The sequence below is a fragment of the Vibrio sp. SCSIO 43153 genome (assembly GCF_023716625.1).
Lineage (GTDB): Bacteria > Pseudomonadota > Gammaproteobacteria > Enterobacterales > Vibrionaceae > Vibrio > Vibrio rotiferianus.
The window spans coordinates 1562295-1581416 of sequence record NZ_CP071855.1 but is presented as its reverse complement, the minus strand read 5'-3'; the positions used below and the strand labels follow the sequence as shown (position 1 = coordinate 1581416).

16 protein-coding genes are annotated in these 19122 nt (G+C 46.7%); 8 read left to right on the top strand and 8 right to left on the bottom strand.

All coding sequences use genetic code 11. The features are described 5' to 3' along the window. Window positions 1-33 precede the first annotated feature (33 nt). Window positions 34-975 carry a CorA family divalent cation transporter gene (locus J4N37_RS07175; protein ID WP_045385885.1) on the top strand — a complete coding sequence of 314 codons (942 nt, stop codon included), beginning with the start codon at window positions 34-36 and terminating at the stop codon, window positions 973-975. Between the two features lie 134 nt (window positions 976-1109). On the opposite strand, the gene J4N37_RS07170 is transcribed toward J4N37_RS07175, so the two are convergent. From J4N37_RS07170 to J4N37_RS07135, 8 genes are all read right to left on the bottom strand, one after another. Continuing rightward, on the bottom strand, window positions 1110-1586 hold the full coding sequence (locus J4N37_RS07170; RefSeq protein WP_252042052.1) for a GNAT family N-acetyltransferase: 477 nt from the start codon (window positions 1584-1586) through the stop codon (window positions 1110-1112). Window positions 1587-1745: 159 nt separating this feature from the next. Further along, window positions 1746-3626 carry a propionyl-CoA synthetase gene (locus tag J4N37_RS07165; RefSeq protein WP_252042051.1) on the bottom strand — a complete coding sequence of 627 codons (1881 nt, stop codon included), beginning with the start codon at window positions 3624-3626 and terminating at the stop codon, window positions 1746-1748. Window positions 3627-3687: 61 nt separating this feature from the next. After that, window positions 3688-4875: a 2-methylaconitate cis-trans isomerase PrpF gene (prpF, locus tag J4N37_RS07160; protein ID WP_252042050.1), complete on the bottom strand. Its 1188-nt coding sequence runs from the start codon at window positions 4873-4875 to the stop codon at window positions 3688-3690. A gap of 23 nt (window positions 4876-4898) precedes the next feature. Further along, a complete protein-coding gene (gene acnD / locus J4N37_RS07155) occupies window positions 4899-7496 on the bottom strand; it encodes a Fe/S-dependent 2-methylisocitrate dehydratase AcnD (protein WP_252042049.1) in 2598 nt (865 codons plus the stop codon). A gap of 132 nt (window positions 7497-7628) precedes the next feature. Then, complete coding sequence (gene prpC, locus J4N37_RS07150; protein WP_050937229.1) at window positions 7629-8771, bottom strand: bifunctional 2-methylcitrate synthase/citrate synthase; 1143 nt, start codon at window positions 8769-8771, stop codon at window positions 7629-7631. Window positions 8772-8890: 119 nt separating this feature from the next. Continuing rightward, on the bottom strand, window positions 8891-9787 hold the full coding sequence (gene prpB / locus J4N37_RS07145; RefSeq protein ID WP_252042047.1) for a methylisocitrate lyase: 897 nt from the start codon (window positions 9785-9787) through the stop codon (window positions 8891-8893). 95 nt (window positions 9788-9882) lie between these two features. Next, window positions 9883-10635 (bottom strand): GntR family transcriptional regulator, encoded by a 753-nt coding sequence (locus J4N37_RS07140; protein ID WP_049536121.1) that lies wholly within the window; start codon window positions 10633-10635, stop codon window positions 9883-9885. Window positions 10636-10912: 277 nt separating this feature from the next. Continuing rightward, a complete protein-coding gene (locus tag J4N37_RS07135) occupies window positions 10913-11803 on the bottom strand; it encodes a hypothetical protein (RefSeq protein ID WP_005426534.1) in 891 nt (296 codons plus the stop codon). 134 nt (window positions 11804-11937) lie between these two features. Between J4N37_RS07135 and J4N37_RS07130 the strand changes: the two genes are divergently transcribed. From J4N37_RS07130 to tssC, 7 genes are all read left to right on the top strand, one after another. After that, window positions 11938-13920 carry a type VI secretion system Vgr family protein gene (locus J4N37_RS07130; RefSeq protein ID WP_252042046.1) on the top strand — a complete coding sequence of 661 codons (1983 nt, stop codon included), beginning with the start codon at window positions 11938-11940 and terminating at the stop codon, window positions 13918-13920. Beyond that, window positions 13920-14528, top strand: coding sequence for a DUF6931 family protein (locus tag J4N37_RS07125; RefSeq protein ID WP_252042045.1), 609 nt, complete (start codon window positions 13920-13922; stop codon window positions 14526-14528). Before J4N37_RS07130 ends, J4N37_RS07125 begins: the two co-directional genes overlap by 1 nt. Beyond that, window positions 14525-14827, top strand: coding sequence for a PAAR domain-containing protein (locus J4N37_RS07120; protein ID WP_005426629.1), 303 nt, complete (start codon window positions 14525-14527; stop codon window positions 14825-14827). Before J4N37_RS07125 ends, J4N37_RS07120 begins: the two co-directional genes overlap by 4 nt. A 201-nt stretch (window positions 14828-15028) precedes the next feature. Next, window positions 15029-16498 carry a type VI secretion system protein TssA gene (locus J4N37_RS07115; protein WP_252042044.1) on the top strand — a complete coding sequence of 490 codons (1470 nt, stop codon included), beginning with the start codon at window positions 15029-15031 and terminating at the stop codon, window positions 16496-16498. 33 nt (window positions 16499-16531) lie between these two features. Further along, window positions 16532-17053 carry an Hcp family type VI secretion system effector gene (locus J4N37_RS07110; RefSeq protein ID WP_005426582.1) on the top strand — a complete coding sequence of 174 codons (522 nt, stop codon included), beginning with the start codon at window positions 16532-16534 and terminating at the stop codon, window positions 17051-17053. A 20-nt stretch (window positions 17054-17073) separates the two neighbouring features. Then, window positions 17074-17577 (top strand): type VI secretion system contractile sheath small subunit, encoded by a 504-nt coding sequence (tssB, locus tag J4N37_RS07105; protein WP_005426601.1) that lies wholly within the window; start codon window positions 17074-17076, stop codon window positions 17575-17577. Beyond that, window positions 17577-19055: a type VI secretion system contractile sheath large subunit gene (gene tssC, locus J4N37_RS07100; protein ID WP_005451931.1), complete on the top strand. Its 1479-nt coding sequence runs from the start codon at window positions 17577-17579 to the stop codon at window positions 19053-19055. The genes tssB and tssC overlap by 1 nt, the downstream gene beginning before the upstream one ends. The last annotated feature ends 67 nt before the right edge of the window (window positions 19056-19122 follow it).

Genomic DNA, 19122 nt, shown 5'->3' with positions numbered 1-19122 from the left:
ACTACCTCTCCCTCCTATTACAAGGACGCAATTATGAGTTTCATGATCGAACATTGGGACTTTTCGAGTGAAAAACCGATAAAAAAGGAGAACTCAACTGAAGTCATAGAAGCTGATCATTGGTATCACTGTGAAAGAGGTCACCTCGCTATCCGAGGCTGGCTAGAGTTCAACGCAATACCAAGATCGACGATAGAAAACTTGCTTGCAGACGAGAGCCGCCCTTCTTTCCATCAACTGGATGGAGAAAACTTTTTGCTCATCTTACGCGGTGTCAATATGAACGCTAACGCGTCACCAGAAGACATGCTTAGTATCCGAATTCTCTATTACAACGGCGCGTTAATCTCAACACGTAAAACACCATCCAGAGCAATCATGGATATTAGAGAGGCCCTAGTAGAGCAAAAAGGTCCACAGAGTTTAGCTAGTTTGTTAAACCACATGATCGACGGTCTGAATGGGAAAATTGATACCTATTTAGACGTTATTGAAAATACGTTAAATGAGTTCGATGTAAGTGATGAATCAACCTACAAGCATATCTCCGCACAAAAAGCGCTGATGTCTATAAAGCGATTCATACGCCCACAACAATACGCGATTAGAGATCTGATTGAGTCTGAAGCACCGTTGGTAATAACAAGGCCACACCAATATCGATTCGCCCATAACAACATCATTCGAATCAACGAAACAATCGACTTCTTTCTTGGCGAAGTTGAGTTGTTTCAAGAAGAAATCAGACATAGACGAGAGCAGAGAACGAACAAGAATAGCTATCTCTTTACCTTGGTTGCCACCATATTTCTGCCCACCAGTTTTTTAACTGGCTTACTTGGCATCAACATCGGCGGCATGCCTGGTGTTGATTCCACAATGGCATTTACATGGTTTTGCGTGGCTCTTGGTGTAATTTTTGGGCTAGAAGTGATTCTACTAAAGTACTTAGGCTTCACTAGCAAAAACGAGTAACGCCCTGTCATTAACCCTAACTCATTGAAAGTATTACTCAATCGAAATAGCTCTCATACCAAAATGCGTAACTCTATCAGGTGCGTGTGAAATGTATTTGTAGACAGCTATCCGAAACATCGTACTTCCAAACATTACGCTAACGACTTTCTTAGCCAATGAATATGATGCCCAAAGCCTTGGTTCTTATAGAGAGAAATCGCTGTCTGGTTAAAGTCCCAAACCTCAACAAACATCTGTTTCACTCCGTAATCAACGAATGTCGCCTCTATCTTTTCAATCAAAGCCTTTGCGGTACCTTGCTTACGATATTCGGGTAAGACGTATAGCTCATCAACGCTTCCCATCATGACAGGTTTACTAACCGTAGAAATAAGCTCGCAGAAATGCCCAGATACAAAGCCGACGATCTCACCCTCTACTCTAGCGACATACACCAAACATTCAGGATTATCGAGATAGCGAGCAATACTCTTTTCTTGTTCGATTTCTTCTGCGGTTTTAAACAGCTCTGGGGATTGAACATGGTGCTCATCATGCAGCTCGAACATCAAATCATTGAGTTGTTCAAGATCGTCAAAAAGCGCTGGTTTGATAACAAAAGTAGACATAAGAACTAAGCCAAAAATAGGAATCCATATAGTGTGTGTTTAAACATGCATTTAGGCAAGCGGGAATGCAAAAGCCTCTTGCCGACAAAGCAAGAGGCTTCGATGTTTGAGCTTGCTCCTAGGTAACCTAAGAGCGTACTCAATTAAGATCGTACTTAGCTAGCCGCGTTTAAGCACTCGTTCGATTTCGCCTAGACTGGATGGGTCATCAATGGTTGATGGCACCACGTATTGCTCGCCATCGGCTATTTGACGAATGGTTCTTCGCAAGATCTTACCTGAACGGGTCTTTGGCAAACGGTCAACAACCAGTGCATGTTTAAAGCAAGCCACAGCACCAATCTCGTTGCGCACTTTACCAACTAGCTCGCCTTCTAGCGTTAAGTCATCAACCTTCACGCCATCTTTCAGAACCACGAAACCAAGTGGTAGCTGCCCTTTTAACTCATCATGAATACCGACTACCGCACATTCCGCAATCGCAGGGTGACCACCAACGATTTCTTCCATCTCGCCAGTAGACAGACGGTGACCTGCGACGTTAATTACGTCATCAATACGACCCATGATAAACAGGTAACCATCTTCATCTAGGTAACCGCCATCTCCCGATACGTAGTAACCCGGAAATTGACTTAGATAACCGGTCTCAAAGCGGTCATGGTTGCGCCAGACAGTCGGTAAACAGCTTGGTGGTAATGGGCGCTTCAAAGCCACAAAACCTTGTTGATTTGCGCCCACTGGCATGCCCATTTCGTTGAGAATCTCGACCTGATAGCCAGGAATCGGCTTGGTAGCAGAGCCCGCTTTTACTGGCATTACCTCGATACCGGTCGGATTGCCCGCGATTGCCCATCCTGTCTCGGTTTGCCACCAGTGGTCAATGACCGGCTTATCTGCTTTGCTTTCGACCCATTCTAGCGTTGGTGGGTCAAGGCGTTCGCCTGCCATAAAGATAGAGTCGAGGTTGGACAAGTCGTATTGCTTGATGAACTCGCCTTCTGGGTCTTCTTTCTTAATTGCACGAAAAGCGGTTGGCGCGGAAAAAAGCACATCCACTTTGTATTCGTCACAAACACGCCAGAATGCACCCGGATCTGGTGTTCTCACCGGTTTGCCTTCGAATAGAATAGTTGTACAGCCATGAATCAGCGGCGCGTACACAATATAAGAGTGACCAACGACCCACCCTACATCCGATGCTGCCCAGAACACGCCATCTTGAGGAATGTTATAAATCGACGTCATCGAATATTTCATCGCCACGGCATGACCACCATTGTCACGCACCACACCTTTGGGTTTCCCTGTTGTGCCAGAGGTATACAAAATATAAAGAGGGTCTGTCGCAAGCACAGGGACACATGCATGAGGCAAAGCTTGCGCGTATTCTTGCTGCCAATCTAAATCACGCTCAAGATTAAGTTCGGCTTCGCACTGTGGGCGTTGAAGAACAAAGACTTTCTCTGGCTTCCAACGACTGTCCATAATGGCTTTGTCGACCATCGGTTTGTATGGAATCACCTTATTAATTTCGATGCCACAAGATGCCGTCATAATGACTTTGGGTTCTGCGTCTTCAATTCGAACTGCGAGCTCATTCGGGGCAAAACCGCCAAACACCACCGAGTGAATCGCCCCCAATCGAGCACACGCCAGCATCGCCATTGCCGCTTCTGGGATCATCGGCATGTAGATGACCACACGATCGCCTTTGGTTACGCCTTGGTTAGAAAGCATACCCGCAATCTTTGCAACTTGGTCACGCAGAGCTTGATAGCTGTATGTTTGTTTTTGCCCCGTCACTGGCGAGTCATAAATCAGGGCGGTTTTATCGCCTCTCCCTTGCTCGCAATGATAATCGAGCGCGAGCCATGACGTGTTCAATACGCCATCAGGAAACCAACGTTCAATCCCATGTTCGTCAGCTTGTAAGATGGTGTTTGGCGCTTCAAACCAATCGATGTTTTCAGCTTGAGCACGCCAAAAGTTTTCCGGTTCATTTTGTGCCCAAAGGTATTCTTTTTGATATGCAGACATATTGCTTCCTCCAGTATGTCCTGACATTGCTTTTCTTGAGTATCACTACCATGCAGTTGTGTTATTCAAAGACATTGGAGGGAACACGCACAAAGCCCTCCATCAGTATTCTCGCGCTTCGGCTCATGATGGCTTTCTCAACCACCCAACCTTGTTCTGTTTGTTTGGCTTTTGCCCCCACCTTAAGCGTTCCTGATGGATGCCCAAACGTCACAGATTCTTTCTCTCCGCCACCAGCCGCTAAATTGACCAAAGTACCTGGTACGCATGCCGCCGAGGCAATTGCGACCGCTGCGGTTCCCATCATAGCGTGGTGAAGTTTACCCATAGATAAAGCCCGGACGAGAATATCGACCTCACCTGCTTCTACGGTTTTACCACTCGACGATAAATAGGATTTAGGCTGGGAAACAAACGCAATCTTAGGCGTGTGTTGACGTGTTTGAGCCTCTTCGAGCGAATCAATAAGCCCCATTTTTAGCGCGCCATAAGCACGAATGGACTCAAACCTTGCAAGAGCAGATTCATCGTTATTGATGTCATCTTGAAGCTCAGTGCCTTGGTAACCGAGCACTTCTGCATCAATAAAGATCGTCGGTATACCAGCGTTGATGAAGGTGGCGTTGAAAATCCCAACATCCGGTACGACCAAATCGTCTACTAGATTGCCGGTTGGAAACATGCTGCCTTCGCCATCAGCAGGGTCGACAAAATCAACTTGGATTTCTGCCGCAGGGAACGTCACACCATCAAGCTCAAACGCCCCTGTTTCTTGAACGAAACCATTTACGATTGGCACATGAATCAATATGGTTTTGCCAATATTTACCTGCCATACACGAACGGTAACGATGCCGTTTTGAGGAATACGATCTTCGTCGATCAACCCTGCATGAATGGCGAAAGGGCCGACTGCAGCAGAAAGGTTGCCACAGTTACCACTCCAATCGACAAATGGCTTATCTATTGATACTTGTCCGAACAGGTAATCAACGTCGTGATCGACTCGCTGACTGCGCGACACAATCACAGTTTTACTGGTGCTGGAAGTCGCGCCGCCCATGCCATCAATTTGTTTGGCATACGGGTCTGGGCTACCAATCACACGAAGTAGCAGTTTGTCTCTTGCCTCGCCTGCAACTTGCGCGGGCTGTGGCAAATCTTCAAGGTTGAAGAACACACCTTTACTCGTACCGCCGCGCATGTAAGTCGCCGGGACTTTGATTTGGCTTTGCATCTTGCTATCCATATCTTGCTCCGTTATTGCGCTATCTATTGCGAGAGGAAGTCTTGAGCAAAGCGCTGTAACACACCGCCCGCTTTGTACACGTGAACTTCATCTTCGGTATCGAGTCGACAAGTCACTGGTACATCAACCTTGTCGCCATTAGCACGGGTAATCACCAACGCCAAATCAGCACCAGGAGTGATATCGCCGATAACGTCATAAAGCTCAGTGCCATCTAATTCGAGCGTATTTCGGTTCACGCCATCTTTAAATTGCAGAGGAAGTACGCCCATTCCAACTAAGTTGGTACGGTGAATACGCTCAAACCCTTCAGCAACAATGGCTTCTACACCCGCCAAGCGAACGCCTTTCGCCGCCCAATCTCGCGACGATCCTTGACCATAATCCGCACCTGCGACCACGATAAGCGGCTGCTTGCGATTCATGTAAGTCTCTATCGCTTCCCACATACGTGTCACTTTGCCTTCAGGTTCAACTCTCGCCAGCGATCCTTGCACGACTTCGCCATTTTCCTTGACCATTTCGTTGAACAACTTCGGGTTAGCGAAAGTGGCGCGCTGCGCGGTTAAGTGATCACCTCGGTGAGTCGCGTATGAGTTAAAGTCTTCTTCTGGCACGCCCATCTTCGCGAGGTATTCGCCTGCGGCGCTGCTTGCCAAAATTGCGTTCGATGGCGACAAATGGTCGGTCGTAATGTTATCGCCTAAAACGGCGAGAGGACGCATTGAAGACAGAGTTCGCTCACCAGCCAGTGCTCCCTCCCAGTAGGGAGGTCTTCGGATATACGTACTCATCGGGCGCCAATCGTAGAGCGGATTCGGATTGCGAGCGTCATCATTCAGTTTGAACATTTGAATGTAGACTTGATTAAATTGCTCAGGCTTAACGTATTCACCCACCACAGCATCAATTTCTTCATCCGTTGGCCACAAGTCGTTGAGATAAACCGGCTTGCCGTCTTTGTCTATTCCTAAAGAATCACGTTCGATATCAAAGCGAATCGTACCGGCTAACGCGTAAGCAACGACCAAAGGTGGCGATGCTAAAAATGCTTGTTTTGCGTAAGGATGAATTCGACCATCAAAGTTGCGGTTCCCAGAAAGTACCGCCGTTGAATACAGATCTCGATCGATGATTTCTTGTTGGATTTTCGGGTCAAGTGCGCCACTCATACCGTTACAGGTTGTACACGCATAAGCCACGATACCAAAACCAAGCTTCTCCAATTCAGGGAGTAATCCAGATTCTTCAAGGTAGAGTCGAGCAACTTTAGAACCCGGAGCAAATGAAGACTTCACCCAAGGTTTGCGCACCAAGCCAAGCTCATTCGCTTTCTTAGCAACCAAACCGGCCGCAACAACGTTTCTTGGGTTACTCGTGTTGGTACAAGAAGTAATCGCCGCGATGATCACCGCGCCATCTGGAAGTTCGCCTTCCTTCTCTTGCCACTCGCCAGAAACACCGCGCTCAGCAAGCTCTAAGGTTGGCAAACGACGATGAGGATTTGATGGTCCAGCTAGATTGCGGCCGACTTGGGACAAATCGAACTCAAGTACGCGCTCGTAAACTGCCGTGTCTAAATCATCTGCCCATAGACCGGTTTGCTTGGCGTACTTCTCGACCAAGTCGACCTGTTGTTCGTCACGCCCCGTCAGTTTGAGGTAATTAATGGTCTGCTCATCAATGTAGAACATCCCAGCGGTTGCGCCGTATTCTGGCGTCATGTTTGAGATGGTCGCGCGGTCGCCAATGGTTAGGTCTCGCGCTCCTTCACCAAAGAATTCGAGATAAGATGAAACCACGCGTTCATTTCGCAGAAACTCGGTAATCGCCAACACGATATCGGTGGCGGTAATACCCGGTTGACGCTTACCAGTAAGCTTCACGCCAACAATGTCTGGTAGACGCATCATCGACGGGCGACCAAGCATAACCGTCTCCGCCTCTAAACCGCCGACACCAATCGCAATAACGCCAAGTGAATCAACGTGAGGTGTATGACTGTCTGTGCCGACACAGGTATCGGGATAGGCAATTCCTTGCTTGGCTTGCACCACTGGGGACATCTTCTCCAAGTTGATTTGGTGCATGATGCCGTTACCCGCAGGAATAACACTGACGTTCTCAAACGCCGTCTTACACCACTCGATAAAGTGGAATCGGTCTTCGTTTCTGCGCTCTTCTATCGCACGGTTTTTCTCAAACGCCTCTGGGTCAAAGCCTGCGTGTTCAACTGCCAGTGAATGGTCAACGATCAACTGCGTTTCAACCACAGGGTTTACTTTCGCTGGGTCACCGCCTTGTTCGGCAATCGCATCACGCAAACCAGCGAGGTCGACTAATGCAGTTTGTCCAAGAATGTCATGACAAACCACACGTGCAGGATACCAAGGAAAATCGAGGTCACGTTTGCGTTCAATCAACTGTTTTAGGCTATCAGTGAGCGTATTTGGGTCACAGCGACGAACCAACTGCTCGGCTAAAACGCGTGAGGTGTATGGGAGCTTTTCATAGGCTCCAGGAGAAATATCGTTAACTGCTTCTCGGGTATCAAAATAATCGAGTTGGGTTCCTGGGAGCGGCTTACGATATTGAGTATTTATATTTGTGGTGATGCTCATGGGCTTGCTTCCGCTTTAGTGTACATCTTGTGCCTGAACGCACCGCGATACTGTTTTTGAAATGGATTCGCGGTGAAAGAGACGCCCCTTGTGAATGCCAACAAGACAACACTCACAAAGAGGCGTCACGCGCTAGCGTTGTTCGATTGGCACCCAGTCTTGATGATCCGGTCCGGTATAATCCGCACTTGGGCGAATAATTCGGTTGTTCGCGCGTTGTTCATACACGTGCGCCGCCCAACCTGTCAGTCGGCTCATCACAAAGATTGGTGTAAACAATTTGGTTGGAATATCCATGAAGTGGTAAGCCGAAGCATGGAAGAAATCGGCATTACAAAATAGACCTTTCTCGCGCTTCATGACAGATTCCACGCGCTCCGAAACCGCGTAAAGATGTTTGTCACCCACCTCTTTCGATAACGCTTCTGACCAACGCTTTATCAGCGCATTGCGAGGGTCACTTTCCCGATAAATCGCATGACCAAAGCCCATAATTTTGTCTTTGTTCTCTAGCATTTGCAGAATATTGGCTTCTGCCTCATCTGGCGTTTGCCAATCTTGGATCATCTCCATCGCCGCTTCGTTTGCCCCTCCATGAAGTGGACCACGCAGCGTGCCGATAGCAGCCGTAATACAAGAATGAAGATCAGAAAGCGTAGAAGCACACACACGCGCTGCAAATGTTGAGGCATTAAACTCATGCTCTGCATAAAGAATCAAAGAACAGTGCATCACCTTTTTGTGCGTTTCACTTGGTGCTTTATCGGTGAGCAGTTTTAGGAAGTAGCCGCCAATGCAGTCTTCACTGTTATCGTGCGTTTTGATTCGCACGCCATCGTGGCTGAAGCGATACCAGTAACAAATGATCGCAGGGAAAAGCGCCAGCATTCGCTCAGTAGCATGGAGCTGTTGCTCAAAGTCCATTTCTTGCTCTAAGTTACCCAGCATTGAGCAACCTGTGCGCATAACATCCATCGGGTGAGCATCAGCAGGGATTAGCTCTAACGCTTGCTTAAGCTCCGCTGGTAAACCACGCAAGCTCAATAGATGTGTCTTGTAGGCGTCTAGCTCTTGTTGATTAGGTAAGTGACCGCGTAACAGCAAATGCGCCACTTCTTCAAACTGAGCATGATTTGCCAAGTCCGTAATATCGTAACCACGATACGTTAGACCTGTCCCCGTTTTACCGACAGTGCATAAAGCTGTGCTTCCAGCGCTTTGACCGCGTAGACCTGCGCCACCTATCTCAGCTTTCTTTTCTACAGAATGAGGCATTGTTGAACTCCTTTTCTGTCTGATTTGGCTCTCTTAATGGGCTCTTTTGAATCAGACAATTTTCACGTTATTGGATTAGAGATTCTTTTCTTGGGCTTCCGTTTGTTTCTTTGTTGACCTTATTTACCCTCCGAAAACAGCTTGTCTAACTTATTCTCGTAGTCGTGGTAATTAAGGTGCTCATACAGCTCTTTTCGTGTCTGCATCGAATCAAGCAACGCTTCTTGGTTGCCAACTTCAAGCAAGTGTTTGTAAACCATCTCGGCAGCTTTGTTCATTGCACGGAATGCGCTCAATGGGTACAAAACCATGTCCACTTTGGATTGCGCTAACTCTTCACAACCGTATAAAGGCGTTTGTCCAAACTCAGTAATGTTGGCAAGAATCGGCACGTGCTTCCCTGTTGCGTCTTCGAGCGCTGTTGAGAACTGTTGATATTGGTCTAGCTGATTCATTGCCTCTGGGAAGATCATATCTGCGCCCGCTTCCACACATGCAATCGCACGTTCAATCGCACTGTCCATGCCTTCAACCGCTAACGCATCAGTACGAGCCATAATGACAAAGCTCTCGTCATTACGCACATCCACGGCCGCTTTCACTCGATCGACCATTTCTTGTTGGCTAACAATCGCTTTGTTTGGGCGATGACCACAACGCTTCTGCGCCACTTGGTCTTCCATGTGCACTGCAGCCGCACCCGCTTTTTCCATCGCTTTGATAGTGCGTGCGATGTTAAACGCACCACCAAAGCCCGTATCGATATCAACCAATAAAGGCAAATCACACGCGTTGGTGATACGGTCTACATCCACCAAAACATCGTTCAGTGTCGTAATGCCAAGATCTGGCAAACCGTAAGATGCGTTAGCGATACCGCCACCCGACAAATAGATAGCTTGGTGACCCAAGTTTTTCGCCATCATGGCGCAGTATGGGTTAATGGTGCCGACGATCTGTAGCGGGTTATTTTGCTCAATGGCGAGTCTGAACTTCGCCCCCGGAGATAAGCTCATGACAATTTCCTTCTAGTCTTGTTTTACCCTTCATACTTGAAGCTGCAGCTTTGTTAACTGCGCCAATTCCCCCTAATTACATAGCGCACCTATGCTCATAGGGCTGAATTGTCTTGTTGCCGCGCCGCAACTCCAATTATTTTGGGTAAAGTTTTGGAATCTGAAATCTGTAATTCGATTAGTTTTCGGCTGCCTGAGATGTGCCTTCTCATCAGCATTTCTGCCAACTCTTCATCACGGTTGCGAATCGCTTGCAGAATGAATTTGTGCTCGTTGAGTGCTTCATTAGGGCGAGATTGCGCACGTGGTGATTGGTAACGATACATGCGCAACAAGTGATACAGCTCGTCGCAAAGCAAAGAGATAAGCTTGCTGTTTCTGCTCGCTTGAATGATTCGATAATGGAAGTCGAAGTCACCATGCTGGTGGAAGTAAGACGATCCTTCAACTTCGTCAATATGTTTGGAATGTGTCGACAATAGCATTTCCAAACTCAGTAACTCTTCTTGAGTGATATAGCGAGCCGCGAGCCTTGCAGCCATGCCTTCTAACGCTTCACGGACTGAATACAATTCGATGAGCTTTTCTGGAGAGAAAGTGATCACACGAGCACCAACATGCGGAATGCGTTCAATCAACCCAAGTCCTTCTAGGCGCATCATGGCTTCACGTAAAGGGCCTCTACTCACTTGATATTTCTTGGCTAATTCTGGCTCTGAGATTTTACTGCCCGGTTCAATTTCACCACTCACGATCGCTTCCACTAACGATTCGGTCAGCGATTCAGATTTAGTGTGCTCCTTCTCAGAGACAATCACTTTATGACGAGTTTTCAATTCTGTATTCATATTCAAGGCACTCGTATTTAGAAACCAAAATATCAACAATTTGTTAACTTGAATATAAAATAGACGATCAGATTGTCGACAATCAAGCAAATTGTCGACAATTTAGACTAAGGTATAGTGTTGTTGAGTGATTTATGAGTGGAAAAACATTCAATTTGATAAGAATAAGCTGAAATTGTCGACAATAAAAACCCAATAAATTCAGCAAGTAAAGAGAATAAGGGAGCACAACAGCTCCCTACTTGGGTTTAATTTGCTAACGAACGGTCGGATTTGCCTAGTTGACCAGCTTGTAGGTTAAGTCTTTTTCATCCAACAAACCGGATTCAACTAGGTTTCGCTCTAACATCATATCTTGCAGTTGTTTCAGAGAATTGATGTTGCCGTAACTACGGCGGATCTGGTCAAACGCTTCTTCCAATTGCGGTAAGTTTTGTGCATTCATCTGGTCGGTAGTCGCCTCAGAAGCCGCTAAGAACCACTCCACATCTTTAGTGATCTCTTGCACTTGAATCAGGCTTTCACGCAATTTCGCTTGGTAGTGCTCCACCTCTTTGATGGCAGAAAAGAACTCCGTCCAAGCTTGCATGTTATCGATAGCCGATGTCGAAGACATGGTGGTTTTGTTGAGTTTCACACGGGATTCATTGATCGCCTCTTTAAGCTTGAATAAACGCAAACTGAGCTCATCAGAACGCTTTGGCAGTAACTTAACTTCGTACTTCACCAATTTACGAATCGCATGAATGTGTTCATCACGCTTACGCGCAGAAAGCGCCAAGAACTCGTGATCGACTTTTCCTACCGAGTTGGTTTTAAGTTGCTTGCGGGCAGATTCAATTTTTTTATTAAGAAGAGATTTAACGCCTTTCTTTGAGCCCTCTTCCCACGCTTTACGAGATGCTGCTTTTAACGCTGCACCACCTGCGACTTCCAACAGAGCTGCACCCTCTTTCGAACCGGGAAATGGAATCATCCCGATACCAGTCCTTACCCCTTTCTGCGCAATATCCATCGCGACCATTTTCTTGTCACGTTTTACCCAGTTCTTAGCAGATTGGTATTTATTACCGAATTTTCTCGCCCAACTTTTGTGATATGACTTACTGTCCTTTTCTACATTTTGCAAAAATTCTTTCGCCATCTTTTTTGCATTTTGACTCGCCATAAAGAACTCCTTTTCTTTTAATAAATCGAATAGCGAATAAGATCTAATACTGCTATTTTTTGAGTAATTTGATTAATAATAGTATTTATATTTCAAATTTTTATTATTGAAAAGTTCAAGCATAAGGATATGCAATGGCTGATAAATACAGCAGTTCGGCTAGTTTGATGTCTGCAAAAGACTCAAGTAATCAAGAACATATCATAAGTAATGCAACAATAAAGCAAGCCTTGTCAGAGCCCTTTGAAATCAAAGCGATGCTGGTATCCAGTGGCTTTGACATGCAAAATCAACTAGGTCAGTTCCTTACAATAAACCGTTATTTCAACGAATCTGGCAGTAATACACTTAATCGTCCCTACAACGGAATTGTGACATTGATCCAACATTTAGGAATGGATTCAAATTTACAAAACCACCAATATGAAATAACGCTTAAACCGTGGTTTTGGTTATTAAAACACACACATTCTTTCCGGGTTTATCAAAATCAATCCACACAAGAAATCGTCAGTGATATTTTCGATAACGCTGGTTTCAAGGGTAACTATAAAATATCCAGCATGCCTTCGACCAAGCGTGAATATTGTTTGCAATATAACGAATCGGATTTTGACTTCGTTTCTCGCCTGCTCGCTGAAGAAGGCGTTCATTATTATTTTGAGCATGCGAGTGGTTCACACACCATGATTTTGCAAGATGCTCAAACCCCATTTGATAAAGCCAGCACTGCAAAATTTGATATGAAGGAAACGCCGACAGGCTCACTTCCTTTGCTTGAAGATTGGTGCCCGACCGTTGCCTTTCATGGCGCGAGTATTGAACTTTCAAGCTACGATTATTCGCAGACAAAACTCATCACCAGCGGCAGTAAAACCTCCAGCAATACCATTGCCAACAACACTAAACTCGCCAACACGCGTTACCCAACTTTGGGTATCAGCGGTGATATGACAGATCTCTCTAGCAATCTTGCCAAACGTCGAATCGAGTATGTTGAGCAGGATTACCAAAGTGTCATTGCCAGCGCAAAACATGATCTCTTCGAGCTCGGTACTTACTTCTCGCTCTCAAGCCATCTAGACAAAGAGCAACTTGGTGACTTTTCGGTCGTCAGTATGGAAGTGGAATACACCGAAAATGCAGAGAGCAGCACCAGAGTGAAAGTGATCCCAAAAGATACCCCTCACTACCCTCAACCTCGCTCAAAACAAGTCGTTCAGGGCTTACAAAGCGCAGTCGTTGCCGGCTCAACCGCAGGTGATATCAATCAGGATGAACAAGGTCGTGTGCGTATTCAGTTCCAATGGGATACAGACGCAAGCGGTGACAAAACCAGTTGCTATGTTCGTGTTGCACAGATGCTTGCGGGAAGTGGTTACGGTGCTCAATTTGTGCCGCGTGCCGGACAAGAAGTGCTGGTCTCTTTCATCGATGGCGATCCAGATAGACCTATCATCACGGGCAGCGTTTACAACAGCAAAAATGCCCCGCCTTATGCAGAAGCCAATACAACAAAGTCTGGCATCAAAACTCAACTTTCTGGACAGAGTAACGAGCTCTACTTCGATGATAAAAAAGACAATGAACTGCTTTACCTTCATGCAGCCAAAGACCTGACGCAAGACGTTGAAAACAACCAAACCGAAACAATCAAGGGCGAGTTGAGCCAGACGGTCACCAAAGCGGTATCAGTGTCGACAGAAGACAACTACTCGCTGAGCGTAACCAAAGCACTCAGCGAAAAAGCCAAGTCGATTTCGATTGAAGCTGACGATTCTATCGAGCTCAAAGTTGGCTCAAGCAAAATAACCCTGTCCTCATCATCCATTGCCATTGAAGCAACCAATATCGACATCAAAGCCAGCAGCGCACTGAATTTGGAAGGGACCAATGTCACCAGCAAAGCCACTTCAGCCAACAAAGTTTCTGGCACCACGACCGCTCTTGAAGCAACCAGTTCAAACAGTATTTCTGGCTTGAGTATTTCCATCAAAGCGGACACCACGCTCTCTGCAGAGGGCTCTTTGAGTGCGGAGTTTAAATCGGGTCTCAAAGCGACATTTGATGGCGGCGTAATGGGTGAAGTAAAAGGCGCAATTGTAAAGGTTAACTAATGAAATATAAGAAGATTCCATACCAAACGGCAGAGCAAATACTACCGAGATTCAAAGCCAGTGACGAGGCTAAAGCGCTACTCAACGAAGAAACCAGCATCAACGATGCAATTCAATCACTCACAGACAAAGAGCTCTACAACGATCTCGTTCAGTTTTTGACTCACGCTCTACCCGTCCGGGAGGCAATCTGGTGGGGAGCGTTATGTTTAAGCCAACGCAATGAGGAATGGTCATCCCTTCAAAAACAAAGTGTCGAAACGTGTATGGCTTGGGTGCGGTCACCCTCCGAAGAATTGCGCCGCAAAGCCGAACATCTCTCTCATCGATTGGAACTTAATTGCGGCCCATCTTGGCTTGCTCAAGCGGTATTTTGGAATGGTTCTGGCAGCATCGTTGCACCAGATATTCCACCCGTTATGCCAGATCCATTTCTGTACGCCAAAGCGACTGCAGGAGCGATCAATCACGCAGCCGCCCTTCCTGAATGGGACAAAACTAAACCTTACTATCAAGCCGCAATCGCCATGGCTCTGGATATCGCTGCAGGCGGTCAAGGTACTTCAGATAGCCAATCACAAACTACATTACAAGGAGAAGTGCGATGACGTTACCTGCCGCTCGTATCACTGACATGCATGTATGCCCAATGCAGACACCAGCAACCCCACCAATTCCTCATGTGGGTGGTCCGGTCACCGGCCCCGGTGCACCAACCGTACTGATCGGTAGCTTACCTGCTGCCACAGTGAGTGATGTTTGTGTATGCGTTGGAACCCCGGATTCTATCGCGATGGGAAGCACGACCGTGCTATTAAGTAATAAACCTGCTGCCCGAATGGGAGACACGACGTCTCATGGTGGCAGCATTGTTGCTGGTATGCCCACAGTTCTTATAGGGGGATAAAACCTCTTTAAAAATCAGTGAATTATATTGACATAATAAATCATCCGACCAATTTTTTAGATCAGCATCGTATTTTTTATTAAATAGTTAATTTTTATCAGCTATTTCTTAAATTCCTCACTAGACTAAAGTTTACAAACTATGAAACCAGAGGAACGGAATTATCTCTGGCTTAATAAAACAATAATTCATGGATTGAATATGGTTGACATTGATAGTCTTTTGGCACCGATCGCAGATGGATCGCCGAGTGGCGTCTATATAAAACTCGATAGAAGTGCCTATCGAGCACTGAGAAACAGTTACAATGCCGCGCAATCATCGTTTCGCCAATTGGTTGAAACGCCTGATGCATCCAGTGATCAAGCACTGCTTGATAGCAATAATGACAACTGGACACAGTTGCGTACCGCGACATTTCACGCTCTCAGCCAGTCAAGCAAAGACTTGGAGTTACTAGGTTGGTATATCACCAGTCAGTTGTTCACCGACGCACCCTATCGAAACCTTGCCGACGCAACGCAAGTTCTTCTAAGCACCGTGGAGCAGTTTTGGGACTCTCTCAATCCATTCCTTCCTGAAGACAAACTAAAAAGCGTTGAAGAGTCTGGCATAGCGAGAGAGCGTGCTGAGTTCCGTATGAAGCCTTTGCTCCAGCTTGTTGGCGAAACTCATGATACAACTGCCGTGTATATGCCTTTGCAGTTAATCGGCTTGATTGATGACATCACTTTTGCAGATTACCTACGTGCAGAACGCAACGGTTCGCTTGGCGAAATCAAAACTAAAGCGCAAAACCTTTTCAGCGCAGATACGCAAGACACCTTAATGGATCTGGCGCAAACGTATCAGAATCTTGATGCTACAGAACAAGCCATCGCGAAGCATTGCCAACCAATTAACGCCACGCCAGTAAGTTTCAAATTCATCAAAGAAAACATCGCTGAACATATAAATGCGATTCGTTACCTCACCGAAGATAATTTTTCCAAGTGGCCGTTAGACGAAAAATTTAGGCTGTTAAAAGATGAACAACAAGCCGCTGAGTTAGAACTGCCAAGCGTAAACGCTGTTGAGCCGACTGATAACATATTGGAATCAGTTGCTCAAACAACGGGTCAAGCGAGTAAAGAAACGAGCCAAACGTCTTCTACTCAGCAAATCGATTCTGTGCCCCCCACTTCAACCACACAGACTCAACCCCTTATCCAAGCGCCTTCCGTTAGCATCGATGCTCAAGTACACAATCGCGACCACGCCTTTCATGAACTTAGAAAGCTCGCCGACTACTTCAAACAAACCGAACCACACAGCCCTGTTCCGTTCTTGCTAGAGCGCGCAATTCGTTGGGGTTATCTGAGCTTACCAGAACTACTCCAAGAAATGACTGGTGGCAACAACCAAGTGCTCGACCATATCAATCAACTCACCGGAATGGACAACTTAGAACAAACCATTCTGAAGAAAATTCCTGAACCACAATCAGTGCCAGAGTCGGTTCCGACCGTACCACCTGCGACTGAGGTTCAAACTGCCTCTAATGAGGAGTCTCAAAGTGCAACGTCAATTGAAACAACAACGTCAGAGCAAAGCGACACTCCAAATACAACCAACCAACCAGAAGTAAAAACTACTCAATCGTCGAGCGGTATTACCGATTTCGAGTGGTGAAGCAAAAAATGCTAAAAAGCAAAGGAGAACCCAATGGCTTCTATTTACATGAGAATTGATGGCACCACACCAAAAGGTGCTGCAACGGTAGAAAAGATCGGTGGCAAGGATGGATTTTTTGCTATTGATACAGTGAACTGGAGTGCCGTTCGTGGCGTTGGCATCGACGTCGGTAACGCGAACAACGCAGACCAAGGCATGGTCGCGCTAGGTGAAGTGAACATCTCTCGTGGCTGTGATGGCGCGACACCGTACTTAACGACTTTCCTTTACGCACCAGGTGGCGAAGGCAAAACCATCGAGATCGTAATGACTAAGCCAAACCGTGAAGGTTCTGGTGCAGATCCATACCTAATCCTGACACTAAGTGCTGCGCGTATGTCGAGCTACAACATGGGCGCGTCGGATGGTCACCTACCAAATGAATCATTCAGCCTCACTTACACCGAAATTTCGAAAGCGTACTACATCGAAGGCGAAGGCGGCAAAATCGAGAAAGGTCCTGAAGTGGGCTTTGATGCGACGACAGCGAAAGTTACTTCGACAGCTTCTTAATGGAATAAGGAGATACCATTATGGCACTGAACTCCCAACACAAGCGAGTGAGCAAAAACCGTGTAAGTATTACTTACGATGTCGAGACGAATGGCGCAGTAGAAACCAAAGAACTCCCTTTTGTGGTGGGAGTCGTCGGTGATTACTCCGGTCACAAGCAAGACAAAGAAGACGTGGAAGATCGTACCTTCTACAACGTCGACAAAGACAACTTCGACACGGTCATGAAACGCGTTGGTCCTGAATTATCACTCAAAGTGGACAACGTTTTGGTTAACGATGACAGCCAAATCGAAGCGAGTCTGAAATTCTCATCAATGAAAGATTTCGAGCCTGAAGCCATCGTTGAGCAAGTTGAACCGCTCAAGAAGCTTGTTGAGACTCGTAACCAACTCAAAGTACTGCTTTCAAAAGCGGACCGTTCTCGTGATCTAGAGAAGCTACTCAAGGAAGTTCTGCAAAGTGCAGACACCATCAACGCCCTTTCCGATGAGCTAGGCATCCAGAAAGAAGGAGCAGAATAATGACGACGGAAGTTGAAAACCAACCACAAGCAGAAGCGGCTGAAGCTTCGTTGAGCTTTCTGGATCGTGCAATCGAAGCGACCACACAAACGCCAGCGGACACAACAAAAGAACTGTTCTCAGTATTAGCAGAGCAAGCGCTAAGCGGCACAGTTACATGGGACAAGAACGTCACCAAAACGATTGAAAACGCCATCGTAGAGATCGACAAAAAGCTTTCTAAACAGCTATCGAAAGTCATGCAAGAAAATGACTTCCAAAAGCTAGAAGGTTCATGGCGTGGTCTGCAAAAACTGGTTAAAGAGAGCGACCTAGGACGCTCACTGAAAATCAAAATGGTCGACTACACCAAAGACGAGCTGCTTGATCAGTTTGAAGATGCCCCAGCCATCGACCGTAGCCCATTGTTTAACGCGGTATACCAAGGCGAATACGGCACAGCAGGTGGTGAACCATACGGCACCTTCATCGGTGACTACGAGTTCAGCGCAAAAGATGAAGACGTCGCCCTACTACGCTACATGGGCGAAGTAGCCGCTGCGTGTCACGCTCCGTTCGTTGCCGCAGCAAACGCTGAAATGTTTGAATTCAATGACTTCACTACCTTCGAAGAAGGCAAACCTGTCGCGGCTGGTTTTGATTCTCCGGCTTATGCTGCATGGAACTCGTTCCGTGAAAGTGACGACGCGCGCTACGTAACTCTAACACTACCGCGCACACTAGCTCGCCTTCCTTACGGTGAGAAAGGTCTTGGCACCAAGCTGTTTAGCTACGAAGAATTAAACACTGACCAAGATGGCAACCCGAACCCATCAAGCAATGATGAGTTGGTTTGGTCTAATGCCGCTTACGAGTTAGGTCTGAAAATGACGCAAGCGTTCACTGCGTACGGTTGGTGTACAGCGATCCGCGGTCTGGATAACGGCGGTAAAGTAGAAAACCTACCAAACCTAACGTACAAGACCGAAGCTGGCGACTTGGTTCAGCAATGTCCAACAGAAGTGAACCTAACCGACGAACGCGAGAAAGAGTTAAGTGACCTAGGCTTCTTGCCACTGGTTCACTACAAGAACTCAAATTACGGCGTGTTCATCGGTGGTCAAACAACACAGCAACCGAAGACGTACACAGATCCAGATGCAACAGCAAACGCTGCGATTTCAGCGCGTCTTCCTTACATCATGGCAAGTGGTCGCATCGCTCACTACTTGAAAGTCATGGGTCGCGACAAGCTAGGCTCAAACCTAGAAGCGCCAGACATTCAACGTGAACTTCAACTGTGGATCGATCAATACACCAACGCAGGTGCAATTGGTAATGATCAACGAGCGAAAACACCATTGGCAGAGTCTCGCATTGAAGTGGTTGAGCAACCGGGTAAACCGGGCGCGTATTCAGCCGTTGCTCACCTAAGACCTTGGCTACAACTTGAAGAGCTGACTACGTCGGTTCGCATGGTAGCGAAGATCCCAGGTTAAGCACGATAAAGCTTGGTCGAAGTAGGATGCTTCGACCAAGCCAATTCAATTTAGGTCACAAGGATAG